16 protein-coding genes are annotated in these 14,805 nt (G+C 69.1%); 3 read left to right on the plus strand and 13 right to left on the minus strand.

What is annotated here, in order from left to right:
• Positions 1-96 precede the first annotated feature (96 nt).
• The 3 genes from AC1PPK_RS10640 (at position 97) to AC1PPK_RS10650 (ending at position 2,523) form a co-directional block, all read left to right on the plus strand.
• Positions 97-1,269, plus strand: coding sequence for a DesA family fatty acid desaturase (locus tag AC1PPK_RS10640; protein WP_481117791.1), 1,173 nt, complete (start codon positions 97-99; stop codon positions 1,267-1,269).
• Between the two features lie 61 nt (positions 1,270-1,330).
• The gene (locus AC1PPK_RS10645; RefSeq protein ID WP_481117792.1) at positions 1,331-1,963 is read left to right on the plus strand and encodes an rRNA large subunit pseudouridine synthase E; all 633 of its coding nucleotides are present in this window, start codon (positions 1,331-1,333) and stop codon (positions 1,961-1,963) included.
• A 95-nt stretch (positions 1,964-2,058) separates the two neighbouring features.
• Positions 2,059-2,523, plus strand: coding sequence for a DUF192 domain-containing protein (locus AC1PPK_RS10650; protein WP_481117793.1), 465 nt, complete (start codon positions 2,059-2,061; stop codon positions 2,521-2,523).
• Between the two features lie 132 nt (positions 2,524-2,655).
• On the opposite strand, the gene tal is transcribed toward AC1PPK_RS10650, so the two are convergent.
• The 13 genes from tal to AC1PPK_RS10715 all read right to left on the minus strand — a co-directional run bounded on the left by tal (position 2,656) and on the right by AC1PPK_RS10715 (position 14,714).
• Positions 2,656-3,735: a transaldolase gene (gene tal, locus AC1PPK_RS10655; protein WP_481117794.1), complete on the minus strand. Its 1,080-nt coding sequence runs from the start codon at positions 3,733-3,735 to the stop codon at positions 2,656-2,658.
• Positions 3,736-3,808: 73 nt separating this feature from the next.
• Positions 3,809-4,561, minus strand: coding sequence for a type II secretion system protein N (gene gspN / locus AC1PPK_RS10660; protein ID WP_481117795.1), 753 nt, complete (start codon positions 4,559-4,561; stop codon positions 3,809-3,811).
• 3 nt (positions 4,562-4,564) lie between these two features.
• Entirely contained in the window at positions 4,565-5,083 is a 519-nt protein-coding gene (gene gspM / locus AC1PPK_RS10665) for a type II secretion system protein GspM (protein ID WP_481117796.1), read from the minus strand.
• Complete coding sequence (gspL, locus tag AC1PPK_RS10670; protein WP_481117797.1) at positions 5,080-6,297, minus strand: type II secretion system protein GspL; 1,218 nt, start codon at positions 6,295-6,297, stop codon at positions 5,080-5,082. The genes gspM and gspL overlap by 4 nt, the downstream gene beginning before the upstream one ends.
• On the minus strand, positions 6,294-7,262 hold the full coding sequence (gspK, locus tag AC1PPK_RS10675) for a type II secretion system minor pseudopilin GspK (RefSeq protein ID WP_481117798.1): 969 nt from the start codon (positions 7,260-7,262) through the stop codon (positions 6,294-6,296). Before gspK ends, gspL begins: the two co-directional genes overlap by 4 nt.
• Positions 7,262-7,879, minus strand: a complete 618-nt coding sequence (gene gspJ, locus AC1PPK_RS10680; RefSeq protein ID WP_481117799.1) for a type II secretion system minor pseudopilin GspJ — start codon at positions 7,877-7,879, stop codon at positions 7,262-7,264. Before gspJ ends, gspK begins: the two co-directional genes overlap by 1 nt.
• Positions 7,876-8,265, minus strand: a complete 390-nt coding sequence (gene gspI, locus AC1PPK_RS10685) for a type II secretion system minor pseudopilin GspI (protein ID WP_481117800.1) — start codon at positions 8,263-8,265, stop codon at positions 7,876-7,878. The genes gspJ and gspI overlap by 4 nt, the downstream gene beginning before the upstream one ends.
• Positions 8,262-8,774, minus strand: a complete 513-nt coding sequence (locus AC1PPK_RS10690; RefSeq protein ID WP_481117801.1) for a prepilin-type N-terminal cleavage/methylation domain-containing protein — start codon at positions 8,772-8,774, stop codon at positions 8,262-8,264. Before AC1PPK_RS10690 ends, gspI begins: the two co-directional genes overlap by 4 nt.
• A 5-nt stretch (positions 8,775-8,779) precedes the next feature.
• Complete coding sequence (gene gspG / locus AC1PPK_RS10695; RefSeq protein ID WP_481117802.1) at positions 8,780-9,208, minus strand: type II secretion system major pseudopilin GspG; 429 nt, start codon at positions 9,206-9,208, stop codon at positions 8,780-8,782.
• A gap of 10 nt (positions 9,209-9,218) precedes the next feature.
• Positions 9,219-10,424 (minus strand): type II secretion system inner membrane protein GspF, encoded by a 1,206-nt coding sequence (gspF, locus tag AC1PPK_RS10700; RefSeq protein ID WP_481117803.1) that lies wholly within the window; start codon positions 10,422-10,424, stop codon positions 9,219-9,221.
• Positions 10,421-11,887 carry a type II secretion system ATPase GspE gene (gene gspE, locus AC1PPK_RS10705; RefSeq protein WP_481117804.1) on the minus strand — a complete coding sequence of 489 codons (1,467 nt, stop codon included), beginning with the start codon at positions 11,885-11,887 and terminating at the stop codon, positions 10,421-10,423. Before gspE ends, gspF begins: the two co-directional genes overlap by 4 nt.
• The gene (gspD, locus tag AC1PPK_RS10710) at positions 11,884-14,094 is read right to left on the minus strand and encodes a type II secretion system secretin GspD (protein WP_481117805.1); all 2,211 of its coding nucleotides are present in this window, start codon (positions 14,092-14,094) and stop codon (positions 11,884-11,886) included. Before gspD ends, gspE begins: the two co-directional genes overlap by 4 nt.
• Positions 14,091-14,714 carry a type II secretion system protein N gene (locus tag AC1PPK_RS10715; protein ID WP_481117806.1) on the minus strand — a complete coding sequence of 208 codons (624 nt, stop codon included), beginning with the start codon at positions 14,712-14,714 and terminating at the stop codon, positions 14,091-14,093. The genes gspD and AC1PPK_RS10715 overlap by 4 nt, the downstream gene beginning before the upstream one ends.
• Between the last annotated feature and the right edge of the window lie 91 nt (positions 14,715-14,805).

Below are 14,805 nucleotides of genomic sequence, written 5' to 3' on the forward strand. Positions count from 1 at the left end.
GGGGCTTTTTTGCTTTTTTGTCCCGCTTTTACCTTGGTTTGGTATGGGGACTCGACTAGAATCGGCGCACTACCCAACAAAGGATCGTAGGCCTCGATGTTCTCCGGATTACTCGATTTGCCGTGGTGGGGCTATGTGGCCATCACCCTGGCGCTGACCCACGTCACCATCGCCTCGGTGACGATCTTCCTGCACCGTCACCAGGCGCACCGCTCCCTTGAACTGCATGCGCTGCCTTCCATGTTCTTCCGTTCCTGGCTGTGGCTGACCACCGGCATGGTCACCAAGGAGTGGGCGGCGATCCACCGCAAGCACCACGCCAAGTGCGAGACGGCCGAAGATCCGCACAGCCCGCAGATCCACGGCATCAACAAGGTATTGTGGACTGGCGTGGTGCTGTACGTGAAGGAGTCCCGCAACCCGGAAACCATGGCCCGCTATGGCCACGGCACGCCCGACGACTGGATCGAGCGCAAGCTGTTCGCCGCCTGCCCGAAGACCGGCATCCTCCTCATGCTGGGCATCGATGTTGCGCTGTTCGGCATCTGGCCCGGTGTGCTGATGTGGGGCGTGCAGATGATCTGGATCCCGTTCTGGGCGGCTGGCGTTGTCAATGGCCTGGGGCACTTCTGGGGTTATCGCAACTACAACTGCGCCGACGCCTCCACCAACCTGCTGCCGTGGGGCATCCTGATCGGTGGTGAGGAACTGCACAACAACCACCACAGCTTTGCCACCTCAGCCAAGCTGTCGGCGCGCTGGTACGAGTTCGACATCGGCTGGATGTATATCCGGGCCCTCGAGATCCTTGGCCTGGCCCGCGTCAAGAAGACCATCCCGACGCCGCGCTTCGGTGCCGCCAAGGCGCTGGCCGACTTCGATACGCTGCAGGCCGTCATCACCTGCCGTTACGACGTGATGACCCGCTACGTGAAGTCCCTGAAAGCCATCGCTCAGGAAGAGTTCGCGGCTCTCAAGGCTCAGTCCGACGGCACGCTGAAGGTTCGGGAACTGCGCCGCTGGCTGGCGGCAGAAGATGGTCAGCTGTGTGCCGACGAGAGCAAGCGCCTGGCGTCCCTGCTGCAGGGCAATACCCGCCTGCAGACGGTTGTCGCGATGCGCGAGGAGCTGACCGCCCTGTGGGCGCGCTCGACGGCCAGCCGTGAGCAGTTGCTGCAGCAACTGCAGGACTGGATCGCCCGTGCCGAGCAGAGCGGTATTCAGCAACTGGAAGAGTTCTCCCGCCGGCTGCGCCGCTACGCGGTCTGATCCCGCACCGATCCCATGCAAGCCCGCCCGTGAGGCGGGCTTGTCGTTTTTCGAGAGCACCGTGTCCACCCTGATCCTCTTCAACAAACCCTTCGGCGTGTTGTGCCAGTTCACCGGCGAGGCCGGCAAGCAGACCCTGGCCGAGTTCATTCCGGTGCCCGGCGTTTATGCGGCCGGCCGCCTCGACGCGGATAGCGAAGGTCTGCTCGTGCTGACCGACGACGGCGGCCTGCAGAAGCGCATCGCCGATCCGCAGCACAAGCTGCCCAAGACCTACCTGGTGCAGGTGGAGGGCGTGCCCGACGAGGCTGCGCTGGCTCGCCTGCGCGCTGGCGTGGACCTCGGCGATTTCGTCACCAAGCCTTGCGAGGCGCGCCTGGTGGATGAGCCGGGTTGGCTGTGGCCACGCAATCCGCCTATCCGCGAGCGCAAGTCGATTCCGACCAGTTGGGTCGAGATCGTGCTGCGCGAGGGCAAGAACCGCCAGGTGCGACGCATGACCGCCAAGGTCGGCTTCCCGACCCTGCGCCTGATCCGTGAGCGCATCGGCGACTGGTCCTTGGCCGAGCTGACGCCGGGAGAATGGCGGCAGGCGCCGGTGCCGGCGAGCCTGCGGAGCCGTCTCCCGGTGGCGGTTGCATCAACGCGGCCTGGCAAGCCCGGTCAACCACAGCGTCGGCCCCGCGTTGCTTGAATTTTGGCGCGGCGTGTTCATCCGCCCTGTGCGTGTCGATTGGTTTCCACCGGCGAAGGCATTCGCTTCCACCCTTATTTGTTTCTATCCCTGCTATGGCCCTGATCCGTTTTTCCCTGCCTTCCGCCTCCGCCGGTCTGGCCCTCGTGCTGTCGGCCTTTGTTGCCCATGCGGAAGGCGAGATGCCGCTCACCGAATTGAGCGTCGGCATGTACCGTATCGAGGCCGAGGCGGCCGTTACCCAGCAGGACCGCATGCGTGGCCTGATGCAGCGCAAGAACATGCCGCAGAACCATGGCATGTTGTTCGCCTTCACCGAGAACCAGCGCCACTGCATGTGGATGAAGAACACGCTGCTGCCGTTGTCGGTGGCCTTCCTGGATGAGCAAGGACGCATCCTCAACATCGAGGACATGCAGCCGCAGACGGAGAACAACCACTGCGCAGCCGGGCCGGCGCGCTTCGCGCTGGAGATGAACCTGGGCTGGTTCAAGCAGAAGGGGATCGCGCCGGGGGCGACGATCAACGGTGTGGCCCGGCTGGCCGGGGCGGCGCGCTGAGCGTCGATGAAGGGCGAGAACCTGTCGGGGGCGGGGCGATGAATGAGCTTGTTGCCGTAGGTGAGCCCAGACAGGGACGGATCGAATGAAAAAGGCGCCGCGAGGCGCCTTTTTCATCACGGTGGCCTGCGTTCAGGCAGTCAGTTCGAGCAGCTTGCCGAAGGCCGTGGCGAACTGGGCGAGGCCGTCCTGCTGCAGGCGTTCGCCGAGGACTTCCAGATCCAGGCCGAGGGCGGCCAGCGCGGCGATGTGGGCGGCGGCGCCATCCACGTCTTCGGTGACGGTGCCGGCACGGACCTGGCCGTGGTCAACGAAGGCTGCCAGGGTGGCGTCGGGCAGGGTGTTGACGGTTTCCGCGCCGATCAGCGGTTCGACGTACATCAGGTCGGAATAGGCCGCGTTCTTGGTGCCAGTGCTGGCCCACAGCATGCTCTGCGGACGGGCGCCCTTGGTGGCCAGGGCGGCGAAGCCCGCGCCGTGGAAGCGCGCCAGATAGCGTTGGTAGGCCTGGCGGGCCAGCGCCACGCCCGCCTTGCCGCGCAGTGCGAGGGCGGCGTCGCTGCCGATTTCTTCGAGCTGCTTGTCGATCAGGCTGTCCCAGCGGGACAGGAAGACGCTGGCCACCGAGCGTACGCGGGACACGTCGCCGCCGGTAGCGGCCAGTTTCTCGAGACCGCGCTGGTAGGCGCCGGCTACCGCATCCACGTGGCCCAGCGAGAACATCAGCGTGACGTTGATGCTGACGCCTTCACCGGTCAGGATTTCGATGGCGCGCACGCCGGCCGCGGTGGCGGGGATCTTGACCAGCAGGTTGTCGCGGGCGACGGCGGCGCGCAGGCGGCGGGCCGCGGCGACGGTGCCGGCCTCGTCATCGGCCAGCGCCGGGGAGACCTCCAGGCTCACGTAGCCGGCATCGCCCTGGCTGGCGTCGAAGACCGGGCGGATCAGGTCGCAGGCGCGCTGCACGTCCTCGATCACCAGGCGCTCGTAGCGCTGCTCGGCCGACAGGTTCTCGCCGTTCAGCGCATCCAGCGCCGGTCGGTAGTCGTGGCCGTCGGCGATGGCCTTGTGGAAGATCGCCGGATTGGTGGTCACGCCGGCCACGCCGTTTTTGATGTGGCGGGCGAGCAGGCCTTCGTTGATCAGCGAGCGGGACAGGTTGTCGAGCCAGACTTGCTGGCCGGCGGCACGGGCGGCTTGGATCGGATTCATGGATGCGGGCTTCGGCGTGGCGGGTGGTTCGGATTGATCCCACATTCTGGCGGAATCCCGTGGCAGAGGAAAGTCAGCGCGGCGGCCAGTGGATCTCGAAATGCCCGGGCTGGGAAGTGGGGCGGGCCGCGCCGCCAGCGATTGCGGGCAGGCGATTGAGGAATTCCGGTTCGCCGCTCAAGGTGCCGTCGAAGCGTGGAATCTGGCCCGGCGCCGCCTCGCCGCTGCCGTTGGCGACAACATCGCCGGCGAGGGTCTGCAGGGTGTAGCGGACCAGGCCGTCGTGGGCGTCCAGGCTGATCTCGTAATCGCCGAACTGGCGCCCGGGGAACAGCGCGCTACGGGCACCTCGCCACAGCAGGCGGGCCTCGCCGGAGCAGCGTCCGTCGGGCGGGCAGTGCCAGGTGGGCGCCTCGACGGTCAGGTCGCCCTGCCAGCCGGCGCGCGCGACGGGGTTGGGAATGGGGCTGAGTGCCGCATCGGCGGGGGCGTGCAGGCTGAAACCACTCACATCGAGGCCGCGCAGGCCCGCTTCGACATGGCCGACGGGCACGCCGCTGCTGGTCAGTGACCATGCGGTCGCGCCGCGTCCGAGGGCTCCGGCGTCGAAGTCCCAGCTCAGCGGTAGCCAGGGTTTCAGGCTGCGTCCGTTGGCATCCCGGCTGGCCAGCACACCGTGGCCCTTCCACAGGCTGCCCTCGGCCTGCTGCAGGCGCAGGCCGTCCTGGGTCAGGCGGGCCACCAGCAGGTCGATGAGGCCGGCCGGTGCCTTTGCGATCAGCAGAGCCAGCGTCAGCAGTGCAAAGACGAGCAGTTTGCGCAGCATGGCTCAGGGGGTGGCCGGTCCGGCCAGCACCGCGTCGATGCTGGCCTGCGGGCCTTGTTGCTGGATCTCCATGCGCAGCACGCGCAGGCCCTGGTCGCGCTGTACGGCGGCGAGCCAGGTGACGAGTTCGTCGAAGGGCGCCTGGCCCTTCGCATGCAGGCCTTCGCCGCCGGCCTGCAGCGTCAGCCCCAGGCCGCGGCTCTTGGCGGCGGCCTGGGCGGCTTCGAGCAGGGCCGGCCCGGTGGGCGCCTGCAGGGGCGGCTGGGTGCGCAGGCGGGCGACTTCGGTAGCGGATTCCTGCACCAGTTCCAGCTGCGCTGCACTGCGCGGCAGGCTGCGGTCCAGGCGGCCACGTTCGTGGCGGGTCCAGTCGAGCAAACTCAGCGTGAGGCCGACGGCGACGACGGCACCGGCGATGGTCACCAGGCGGCGCTCCCGCGGACTGATGCCTTGCCAGGCGGTAACGATGCGGGTGATGGGGCCGATCACGGCGTTGCCGGCGGAGGGCTTGGTGGCGTTCATTGCAGGTTCTCCCGGCGCAGCAGCAGATGGGGGGCGTTGCCGTCCCGGCGCAGGTCGGCGAGCAGGCCGCGGCTGGCCAGCAGGCCGACCACCGCTTCGGCGCGGGCAGCGGCGGAGCCGCCGAGGGTCAGGTCGAGGCGGCCGTCCTCATAGCGCAGCGCGACGATGCCGGCCGCCGCGTCGGTGCCGAGGGCTTCGGCGGCCTGGGCCAGCAAGGCCAGTGCGTCGTCGTCCCGCAGCAGGCCGTGGCGGGCCCGTTCCTGGTTGAGCTGCTGGCGCATCTGGGCGGCCGGGGCAACCACCGGGGTGTTCGGGAAGCTGGTGCGGTAGATGCGCTCGATGCGCCCGTCGATATCCCCGACCTGGTGTTTCATCCACAGAACCTCGCCCACGTCAGCCACCAGCCACAGGGCCAGTGCACCGCCGCCGAGGATCAGCGCCGGGCGCAGGCGGCCGAGCCAGGCGCCGCTGCGGGTGCTGGGCGCGAATTCGCCTTGCAGCAGGTTGGTGGTCTTGCGGTCGGCGCCCTGCCACCAGCGGTAAGGCGCTGCAGCCACGGTCTCAAGGCCGGTTTCGGTCTGCAGGCCGGTCAGATCGGGGGCCGGGGTGCCGGCGGCCACATGGACGTCGATGCGCGACGGGGCGCTGTTGGCGGCGCGGGCCACGCCGGCCTGTTGGGCCAGCAGCGGCATCAGGATGTCTCCGTCGATGGCCAGGCCGGCGTCGGGGCTGGTGCGCAGGATGGCGCCGTCGGCGGACAGGCTCAATTGCCAGCCTTGCGGATCGGCTGGCGCCGTCTGCACTTCGGCAAGCACGCGCTGGGCTTGTCGGCCGATGGCGGCGAGCTGGGCCACCACCAGGCGCAGGCGCTCGCGGGCGACCACCAGCACGCCGGCCAGGTCACGTTCCCCGTCGTCTGCGGGGCGGCGATGACTGACGGTGAGGTGCTGGCTGTCCGGATCCTTCAGCAGGCGATCTTCCAGCGCATAGGCCAGCAGGCGCGGCAGATCACGGCGGGTGGCGCGCGGCAGGGGGACTTCGAGCCACAGACACTGGGGGCCGGTTAGGACGACTTCGCATTCGTCGGCGGCGGGCCAGTGGCGGGGCTCGCTGCGGCCTTCTGAGAGCGGCTGGCCATCCGGGCCGAGGAGCGCCCACGGGCAGTCCGGCCGGGTCGGCCAGTGCTCGTCGATGGCGAGGATGAGACGGGTCATAGCAGTTTCTGCCAAACGATAGTGGGCCAGATCTGGGCGCGGTCCAGCAGGACCTCCATGCGGACCATGGAGACGCCGAAGCGCGCGCGGCCAGTGGCGAGGAAATGCCGGCTGGTGGTGGCCAGCCGGGAGGTGTCGGGATTGAGGTCCTGGGACGGCAGGCGGGCCTTGAAGTCGGGCAGGTCCTTGAACCAGGCGCGGTTGCGCTGCACGATCAGCAGGCGCGCGGCGTCGAGGCTGAGGCCGGGGATGGCGGCGGCCAGGACTTCGGCTGGCGCGGTGTTGACGTTGATCTTGCTGTCGCCGGGCAGGGCTGCCACGAAGGGCGTCAGGCGGGCTACCAGATCCGGTGTGAAGCCGCGCACCTGGGTCAGCTCGCTGACGGCCAGCAGCGGGCCGTTGGCCGGCCGGCGGGCCGGCGTCTGGGCCTCGTACCAGGACGACTCGGCGCCACCGGGCAGGCGTGGCGTGTCGTCGGCATCGAGCCAGTCGAGCAGGGCCGACGTGAGGTTGAGGGCGTCCCCGTCGCCGACGCCGACGATGGCCAGCAGGCGGCGGAACTGTTCCACCTCGAGCAGGCTGGCACCATCCATCTGAACCAGGTTGTTGAGGTTGATGCGTCCGGACAGGTCCTGCAGTTCGCCGCTGACTTCGCCTTCCTCGACGGGCGTCGGTGGCACCTTGACGGCCCAGCTCTCGCCGAGGTGGTCTACCTGGGTCGTGCGGGCGTCTTCGGCCAGCACGTTGCGCGCCCAGTCCACGGCGCCGCGGGCCAGCAGGCGGGCCTGGGCCTGGTCGTGACGGCCCATCACCTGGTCCATCGCGACGCCCAGGTCGCCGACCGCGGCGGCGGCAATGCCGGCGACGAGGGTTACCGTGAGCAGCGCGAGGATCACCGCGGCGCCGCGCTGGGGGCCGGGCCGGCGGGCCGTGCCGGAGGCGGGGGAGAAGGGACGGCGGCTCATCAGCGGAGGGCGATCATGCGCGTGACGGTGCCCACGTCGGGCAGGTCGAGTTCGAGGATCACCGCGTCCGGCAATGCGGCGCGGCGGTCCCCCGGCGGCCAGGCGTCGAGGCGGTTGTTGTTGTACAGAAAGCGCCAGCGCAGGTCGCGGATGTTGTCGAGCAGGGGCTCCACGCTCGGGTCGCCGAGGGGCTCGCGGCCGCTCCAGCGCAGCCATTCGAGGCGGCCGTCCACCAGGCGGAAGCCCACCCGGCGCACACCGCGGCTGTCGTCGAGGCGCAGGAACTGGAATTCCGGGCCGCCGCCGCTGGCGGAGCGGCCGAGGATCATGGCCGGCGTGCTGGTGCTGGCCGGTGGGGCGCCTGGCGCTCCCCGTTGCTCGCCGGGGGAGACAGCCTGCAGCAGGTCGGTGTCGATGCGTTGCATGCTGCGGCCGATGGCGCGCCAGCGTTCGAAACTGGCTTCCAGCCGGTCGTGGCTGGTGGCGACCTCCGACAGGGCGCGATAGGACAGCACGCCGAGGATTGCGAAGATCGCCAGCGCCACCATCAGCTCGATGAGGGTCAGGCCGTGCTGGTGATGCTGCGCGGCTTGGGCTTTCGCATGAAGACGCGTCATCGCAGTGGCCTCGCCAGGTAGCCGCTCAGTCGGGCGATGGCGTGCTGGTCCGACTCCTCGGCGAAGACGCTGACATCCACGCGGCGGAACAGGGGGTTGGCGGTGCTCTTCACCTCTTCGCGCCAGCGGTAGCTTCGCCCGGCCTGCTCGGCGCTGCCTTCATTGGTGCCGGCGTCGGGCCAGGCCTGGGTGGCGCGCAGTTCGGCCAGGCGGTTCTCGGCGATCCAGTCGCCGACGAGGCGTTCGCGCAGCTCGGCGGAGGACTGGGCGGTGACGCCCATCGCACGGAAGGCAGCGGTCAGCGCAATGGCCAGGATGGCCAGTGCGACGAGGGTTTCGAGCAACGTGAAGCCGCCCGCCCTGCGGGTGCCCTTGCACATCATCATGCGTTGTGGCCCGGCAGGGCCAGGATCACGTCGCCGTTGGCCTTGCCGATCAGGCGGGCCTCGCCGCCCGGGGTGGCGACGCGCAGTTCGTATTCCGGTGCCTGGGTGCCAAATTGCAGGCGCGGCGTGGCGGATTCCGGCTGGCCGTCGATGCGCAGGCCGGACCAGTACAGGCCGCTGGGCAGCGTCTTCTCGGTGAACACCGGCGGATCGTTGAGGGGACGCCAGTTGTCGTCCGGATCGAGGGCCGAGAAACGGTAGCCGTCCGGCAGGAACTCGACGATGATCGGCCGGCCGCGGACCGCTGCCCGGTCGGCGGTGGCTTCCAGCACCAGGCGCAGGCGCCGCAGGGCCTGGTCGGCATCACGCCCGCGCAGGCTGTCCAGCCCGAGGCTGATGCCCGTGGCCATGACGCCCATGATGACCAGCACGACCATCACCTCGATGAGGGTGAAGCCCGCGTTGACGCGCCCCCCCAGCCGGGGCTTGGCCACGGTCGCGGGGGGCATCTTGATCACAGGCTCCAGGAGCCGATGTCCGCGTCGAAGCCTTCGCCGCCGGACACGCCGTCGGCGCCGAAGCTCATCACGTCCACGTCGCCCTTCAGACCGGGGACCACGTACTGGTAGGGCTTGCCCCAGGGGTCCATCGGCAGCTTGTCGAGGTAGGCCTTCCAGTTCTCCGGCACAGGTGCGGAGGTCGGCTTGACCACGAGGGCCTGCAGGCCCTGTTCGGCGGTGGGGTAGCGGCGGTTGTCGAGCTTGTACAGCTTGAGGGCCTGCATGATCGCCGAGATGTCCTGCTTGGCGGCGACGACGCGGGCTTCGTCGGGACGGCTCATGACCTTCGGCACCACCAGTGCGGCGAGCACGCCGAGGATGACGATGACGACCATCACTTCGATGAGGGTGAAGCCGCGGCTGCGGCGGAGGCGATTGAGCATCGGTACGTCCTTATTTCATCAGGGTGTTGATTTCGATGATCGGCTGCATCACCGCCATCACGATGAGCAGCACGAAGCCGCCCATCAGCAGCAGCAGGATCGGTTCCAGCAGTGCGGTGAGGGTGGCGGTGCGGTTTTCGAGTTCGGCCTGCTGCAGGCGGGCGGCACGGTCGAGGAGTTCGTCGATGCGGCCGGTGGCTTCGCCGTTGGCCAGCATGTGGATCAGCAGCGGCGGAAACTGGCGGCTGGCGCCCAGTGCGCGGGACAGGGGCTGGCCCTCGCGGACGCGTTCGGCGGCGACGCCCACCGCGTCGGCCAGCGGCAGGCGGCTGATCACCTGGCGGCCGGCGTCCAGCGCGGCGAGCAGCGGCACGCCGCTGCCGGCGAGAATCGACAGGGTGCTGGCGAAACGGGTCGCGTCGAGGGTCCGCAAATGGCGGCCGAGCACTGGCAGGCGCAGCAGCCAGGCGTCCCAGCGGCGCTTGACGGCGGTGTCGCGCAGCGCGCTGCGGCCCGCCAGGAAGGCGCCGATGATCACCAGGATCATCAGCCAGCCCCATTCCCGCAGCACGGCGCTGACGACGATCAGGCTGCGGGTGAGGAGCGGCAGCGCCTGCTTGCTTTGCTGGAAGACGGACACCACCTGCGGCACCACGTAGGTCATCAGGCCGATGATGACCATCAGCGCCACGCTGGCGACGATGGCCGGGTAGAGCAGGGCCTGCAGGGTCTTGGTGCGCAGCGCGTTGCTGCGGTCCAGGTAGTCGGCCAGTTCGGTCATCACTTTGGCCAGCTCGCCGGATTTCTCGCCGGCCGCCACCGAGGCCCGATAAAGCGTCGAGAAGGCCTGCGGATAGCGGTCCAGCGCGGCGCGCAGGCTGTAGCCGGCGAGGATCTCGGAACGCACGCCGGCCAGCAGCTGGCGCGTAGCCTCGGTTTCGGCCTGCTCGATGAGGGCTGCCAGCGCCTGTTCGACGGTGAGGCCGGAGGCCAGCAGCGTGGCCCACTGACGGGTCAGCAGGGTGAGGTCGGCGTCCTTCAGCTTGCGCCGCGCGACCTTGCTGCCATTGGCGCCCTGGGCTACCGAGGCGACTTCCAGCGGAAACAGGCCGCGTTCGCGCAGCAGGCCGCGGGCGGCCTTGCCGGTGTCGGCTTCGAGGACACCGGCGGATTCCTTGCCGGCGGCGTCGAGGGCGCGGTAGCGGAACGCTGTCATTCGCGGGTCACGCGGAGCAGTTCTTCCGCCGAGGTGAGTCCGCCGGCGAGCAGGCGCAGGCCGTCGTCGCGCAGGCTGCGGGTGCCGTGGGCGAGGGCGTGGGCGCGCAGCGCGGCCTCGTCGGCGCCGGTGTGGATGAGGCGCTGGAAGGCGTCGTCCACCACGATCAGTTCGTAGATGCCGCTGCGGCCGGCGTAGCCTGTACGCGAGCATTCCGGGCAGCCGGTGGCGTGCCACAGCTGGGCCGGCGCGCTGTCGCCGAGCAGTTCGCGGTCGGCGGCGGTCGTCGCTTCCGGCGTGCGGCAGGCCGGGCACAGCTTGCGCACCAGGCGCTGGGCCAGCACGCCGCGAAGCGTAGACGCCAGCAGGAAAGGCTCGACGCCCATGTCCACCAGGCGGGTGACGGCCGAGGCAGCGTCGTTGGTGTGCAGCGTGGCCAGCACCAAGTGGCCGGTGAGGCTGGCCTGCACGGCGATCTGGGCGGTTTCCAGGTCGCGGATCTCGCCGATCATGATCACGTCCGGATCCTGCCGGAGGATCGCCCGCAGGGCCCGCGCGAAGCTGAGGTCGATGCGGCTGTTGACCTGGATCTGGCCGACGCCGGGCAGGTCGTATTCGACCGGGTCTTCGACGGTGACGATGTTGAGGCTGTGGGCGTCCATGCTCTGCAGCGCCGCGTACAGCGTGGTGCTCTTGCCGGAGCCAGTGGGGCCGGTGACGAGCAGGATGCCGTGGGGTTCGGCCAGCAGCCTGGAAAAGGGGGCGACGGTGTCGGCCGCCATGCCGAGGCTGTCGAGGCTGCGCTGGCCGTTGCCCTTGTCGAGCAGGCGCAGCACGATGCGCTCGCCGTGGGTGGTCGGCAACGTAGACACCCGCACGTCCACCTGGCGGCCGGCCAGGCGCAGGGCGATGCGGCCGTCCTGGGGCAGGCGCTTCTCGGCGATGTCGAGGCTGGCCATGATCTTGATCCGCGAGGCCATTGCAGCGTGCAGCGCACGGTGCGGCTGAGCCACGTCCACCAGCACGCCATCGCGGCGGAAGCGCACGACCGAGTGGCGCTCGTAGGGTTCGATGTGGATGTCGCTGGCAGCCTGGCGGACGGCCTGGGTCAGCAGCGCGTTGATCATGCGGATGATCGGCGCGTCGTCCTGGGTTTCCAGCAAGTCCTCGACGGCCGGCAGTTCGGTCATCAGCTGGGTCAGGTCCACTTCCTGGCCGACGTCGGCAACCACCTCGGCGGCATTGTCGTCGGCACCGGAATAGGCTTCGGCGAGGCGCGCCTCGAAACCTGCGCGGGGCAGGGTCTCGATGCGCAGCGGCACGCCGAGGCTGCGGCGTACTTCGGCGACGGCGGCCAGGTCGGCGCCTTCGCGCAGGATCAGATCGGCGTGCTCGCCACCGTGGGCGGCGACAAGGACGCCGTGGGCCTTGGCGAAGGCATAGGGCAGCGACGGGGCGCTCATGGGTTGGACGGCGTGGCCTGGGCCGGGGCTATGGCGGCGGCCGGCTCCGGAATGCGGTAGAAGGGCACAGTCGGCGCCGGGCTGCCCGGCGGTGGCAGCTCGGGGGCGCTCGGCTCGCCGCGCATCAGCGCGTCGCTACGGTCGATGTTGCGCTGCTGGCCGATGATGTAGTTGTAGCGGTCCGACGAGATGCCCTGGATGCTGGCCGCGTCGCGCAGGATCACCGGGCGCAGGAAGACGATCAGGTTGGTCTTGCCGCGGCTGCGGGTGGTGTAGCGGAACAGGCTGCCTACGTAGGGCAGGTCGCCGAGCACGGGCACTTTCTCGACACCGCCGTTGTAGGTGTCTTCCACCAGGCCACCGAGGGCGATCACCGCGCCGTCGTCCACCAGCACGGTGGATTCTATGGAGCGCTTGGTGGTGGACGGGCCGTTGGTGGCCGAAGCGGTGGAGGCGATGATGGCCGAGGCCTCCTGGTAGATCTGCAGGCGTACGGTGCCGCCTTCGGAGATCTGCGGCTTGACCTTCAGCGTGAGGCCGACGTCCTTGCGCTCGACGGTGGTGAAGGGGTTGGTGGTGGTGCCGCCGGTGGTGGCGTAGGAGCCGGTGACGAAGGGCACGTTGCTGCCGACGACGATCTTGGCTTCCTCGTTGTCGAGGGTCACCAGATTGGGCGTGGACAGGATGTTGGCCTTGGTGTCCGACTCAAGGAAGTGGGCCAGCATGTTCAGGTTGGCGATCTGCTTGCCGCCGACGGTGATCGTGCCGCCGCCGAGGACCAGGTTGAGGCCGTTGCCGGGCAGCGTCGTCGACGAGCTGGACGCCAGGCCGGCAGCTAGCGTGAGGAGGTTGTTGCCGTTCGAGTTGAAACTGGTCCCGCCGTATGCGCCGGTGGAGCCGACCTTGCCGGCCTGCCACTGGATGCCGATTTCGGCGGCCTTGTCGGTGCTGACTTCGGTGATCAGCGCTTCCACGTAGACCTGCGCGCGGCGCTTGTCGAGTTCGTCGATGACCTTGCGGATGTTGTTGTAGATGGCGTCCGGAGCGGTGATGATCAGCGAGTTGGTCATCGGGTCGGCCTGGATGAAGCCGTTGCCGGTGCCGTTGTTGTTCGTGCTGCTGTTGCTGAACGACGGCGTCGTGCCCATCGTGCTGGTGCTGGAGCCGCTCGTCGTGGAGCTGCTGGTGCTACCGGTGGAGTTTGCGGTCGGGGCGAAGCTGCTGCCCTGGCTCCCCGTGCCGGTTCCGGTGGGTGAGCCGGCTTCGCCGGACACCACCGCGCGCAGGGTTTGGGCGACCTTCACGGCTTCGGCGTTCTTCAGGTGCACTACGTGGATGTTGCCGGCGGCGCCGGGCTGGTCCAGGTTGGCCACCAGCTGGCGCACGGCATTGATCTTCGACGGGTTGTCGGAACGAATCAGCAGGCTGTTGGTGCGCGGATCGCCGATCACCGTGACGCGCTGGCTGGCGTCGCCGCCGGTGCCCGGCGCAGTGGCCGCAATGCCGCTGGCGCCGTCGTTGAGCAGGCGGGTGACGGTCTGGGCGAGGTCGAGGGCCGAGGCGTGCTTGAGCGGCATCACGCGCATGTCGCCCTGGGGGACGTCGATGGATTCGATGATCTGCGCGATGCGGCCGATGTTTTCGGCGTAGTCGGTGACCACCAGCGAGTTGTTGCCCGGGTAGGCGGTGACCGTGTTGTTCGGCGACACCAGCGGACGGATCACCGGCACGAGCTGGGAGGCCGATTCGTTTTTCAGGTTGAAGACCTGGGTGGTCAGGCGGTCGCCACCGCCGGCACCAGCGCCCTTGCCGACCGGCACCGCGTGCAGCTTGGCGTCGGCCTCCGGCACGATCTTGGTGACGCCCTGGCCTTCGACCGCCGCATAGCCCTGCAGGCGCAGTGCGGACAACAGGATCGAGTAGGTCAGGTTGCGCGCCACCGGGCGGGCGGTGACGATGTTGAGGGTGCCCTTGACCCGCGGGTTGACGATGAAGTTGCGCCCGGAAATCTTGGAGATGGCCTGGATCACCGCGCCGATGTCGGCATTCACGAAGTTGAGGGACACCGGCTCGCCGCTGGCGGCGGTGCCGTTGTCGGCCGCGAAGGCCAGTGGTGCCGGCAGGGTCAGGGTCGTGGCGACGGTGGAGGCGAGGCAGGCGGCGAGAACGCGGCGGGAGAACCCGGGGCGACGGCGGGCTGGTTTCATTGGTTGCTGACAGGTTGCGCCGGGAAGCCGGCGGGGAATGGGGTTTGCGTGGGCGCGTCGGTGCCATTGGCCGGTGTCGGGGCCTGGAAGACCGCAGGCGGAGGCATGATTGCCGTTGGCTGTGCGGCTTGGACATCGCTACCCGGCGCGGCCGTGCCGCGCTCGACGAGCTTGATCGTCTGGTGGGAGCCACCGGTGGACAGCTCGATGCTGTCCCGGCCAACGCTGGCGAGCGTGACGCCGGGCTGGATCTCCTGGCCCTCGACGAAACCCTGCTGGGCGCCGCCGTCGATGGCGATCACTGCCCAGCCAGGGCGGCCGTTGCTGCCAGTGACGACGGCCTGCAGCGTATAGCGGCCGACCGGAGCTGCGACGATTGCCGGACCATTGCCGGACTGGCCCATCAGGTGCCGGCTGGCGATGGCCTGGGCGGCGGCCTGTGGGTCGGCCAGGACGGCGACGGGCAGGGCCGGCGCACGGGGGGCACTGAAACGCCAGAACAGGTCGGCCGCCACCCAGGCGGACAAGGCCAGCGCGACACCCCAGGCGAGGGGTGTGACGAAGCGGGCGGCGCGCGGCCAGGGCAGGCGGGACAGGTCGAGGCGTTCGGACAGGTTCATCGGGTGCGTCGCACAAAAGACCGACAATCTTAGCCGGCCTCTGTTACGGGATAAAGCGCCGCGATGACGCAGGGGTGCGATCCCCGTCGAT

It is taken from the genome of Zoogloea sp. JDB1 (assembly GCF_056724025.1).

Bases quoted from the DNA above. Each gene is read 5' to 3' on its own strand.
- gspE (WP_481117804.1), bottom strand. From the start codon at position 11,887: ATGAGCGCCCCGTCGCTGCCCTATGCCTTCGCCAAGGCCCACGGCGTC.
- gspK (WP_481117798.1), bottom strand. From the start codon at position 7,262: ATGAGCCGCCGTCCCTTCTCCCCCGCCTCCGGCACGGCCCGCCGGCCC.
- gspG (WP_481117802.1), bottom strand. From the start codon at position 9,208: ATGCTCAATCGCCTCCGCCGCAGCCGCGGCTTCACCCTCATCGAAGTG.
- gspF (WP_481117803.1), bottom strand. From the start codon at position 10,424: ATGACAGCGTTCCGCTACCGCGCCCTCGACGCCGCCGGCAAGGAATCC.
- gspJ (WP_481117799.1), bottom strand. From the start codon at position 7,879: ATGACGCGTCTTCATGCGAAAGCCCAAGCCGCGCAGCATCACCAGCAC.
- tal (WP_481117794.1), bottom strand. From the start codon at position 3,735: ATGAATCCGATCCAAGCCGCCCGTGCCGCCGGCCAGCAAGTCTGGCTC.
- gspI (WP_481117800.1), bottom strand. From the start codon at position 8,265: ATGATGATGTGCAAGGGCACCCGCAGGGCGGGCGGCTTCACGTTGCTC.
- gspL (WP_481117797.1), bottom strand. From the start codon at position 6,297: ATGACCCGTCTCATCCTCGCCATCGACGAGCACTGGCCGACCCGGCCG.
- AC1PPK_RS10715 (WP_481117806.1), bottom strand. From the start codon at position 14,714: ATGAACCTGTCCGAACGCCTCGACCTGTCCCGCCTGCCCTGGCCGCGC.
- gspM (WP_481117796.1), bottom strand. From the start codon at position 5,083: ATGAACGCCACCAAGCCCTCCGCCGGCAACGCCGTGATCGGCCCCATC.
- gspN (WP_481117795.1), bottom strand. From the start codon at position 4,561: ATGCTGCGCAAACTGCTCGTCTTTGCACTGCTGACGCTGGCTCTGCTG.
- AC1PPK_RS10650 (WP_481117793.1), top strand. From the start codon at position 2,059: ATGGCCCTGATCCGTTTTTCCCTGCCTTCCGCCTCCGCCGGTCTGGCC.
- gspD (WP_481117805.1), bottom strand. From the start codon at position 14,094: ATGAAACCAGCCCGCCGTCGCCCCGGGTTCTCCCGCCGCGTTCTCGCC.
- AC1PPK_RS10690 (WP_481117801.1), bottom strand. From the start codon at position 8,774: ATGCCCCCCGCGACCGTGGCCAAGCCCCGGCTGGGGGGGCGCGTCAAC.
- AC1PPK_RS10640 (WP_481117791.1), top strand. From the start codon at position 97: ATGTTCTCCGGATTACTCGATTTGCCGTGGTGGGGCTATGTGGCCATC.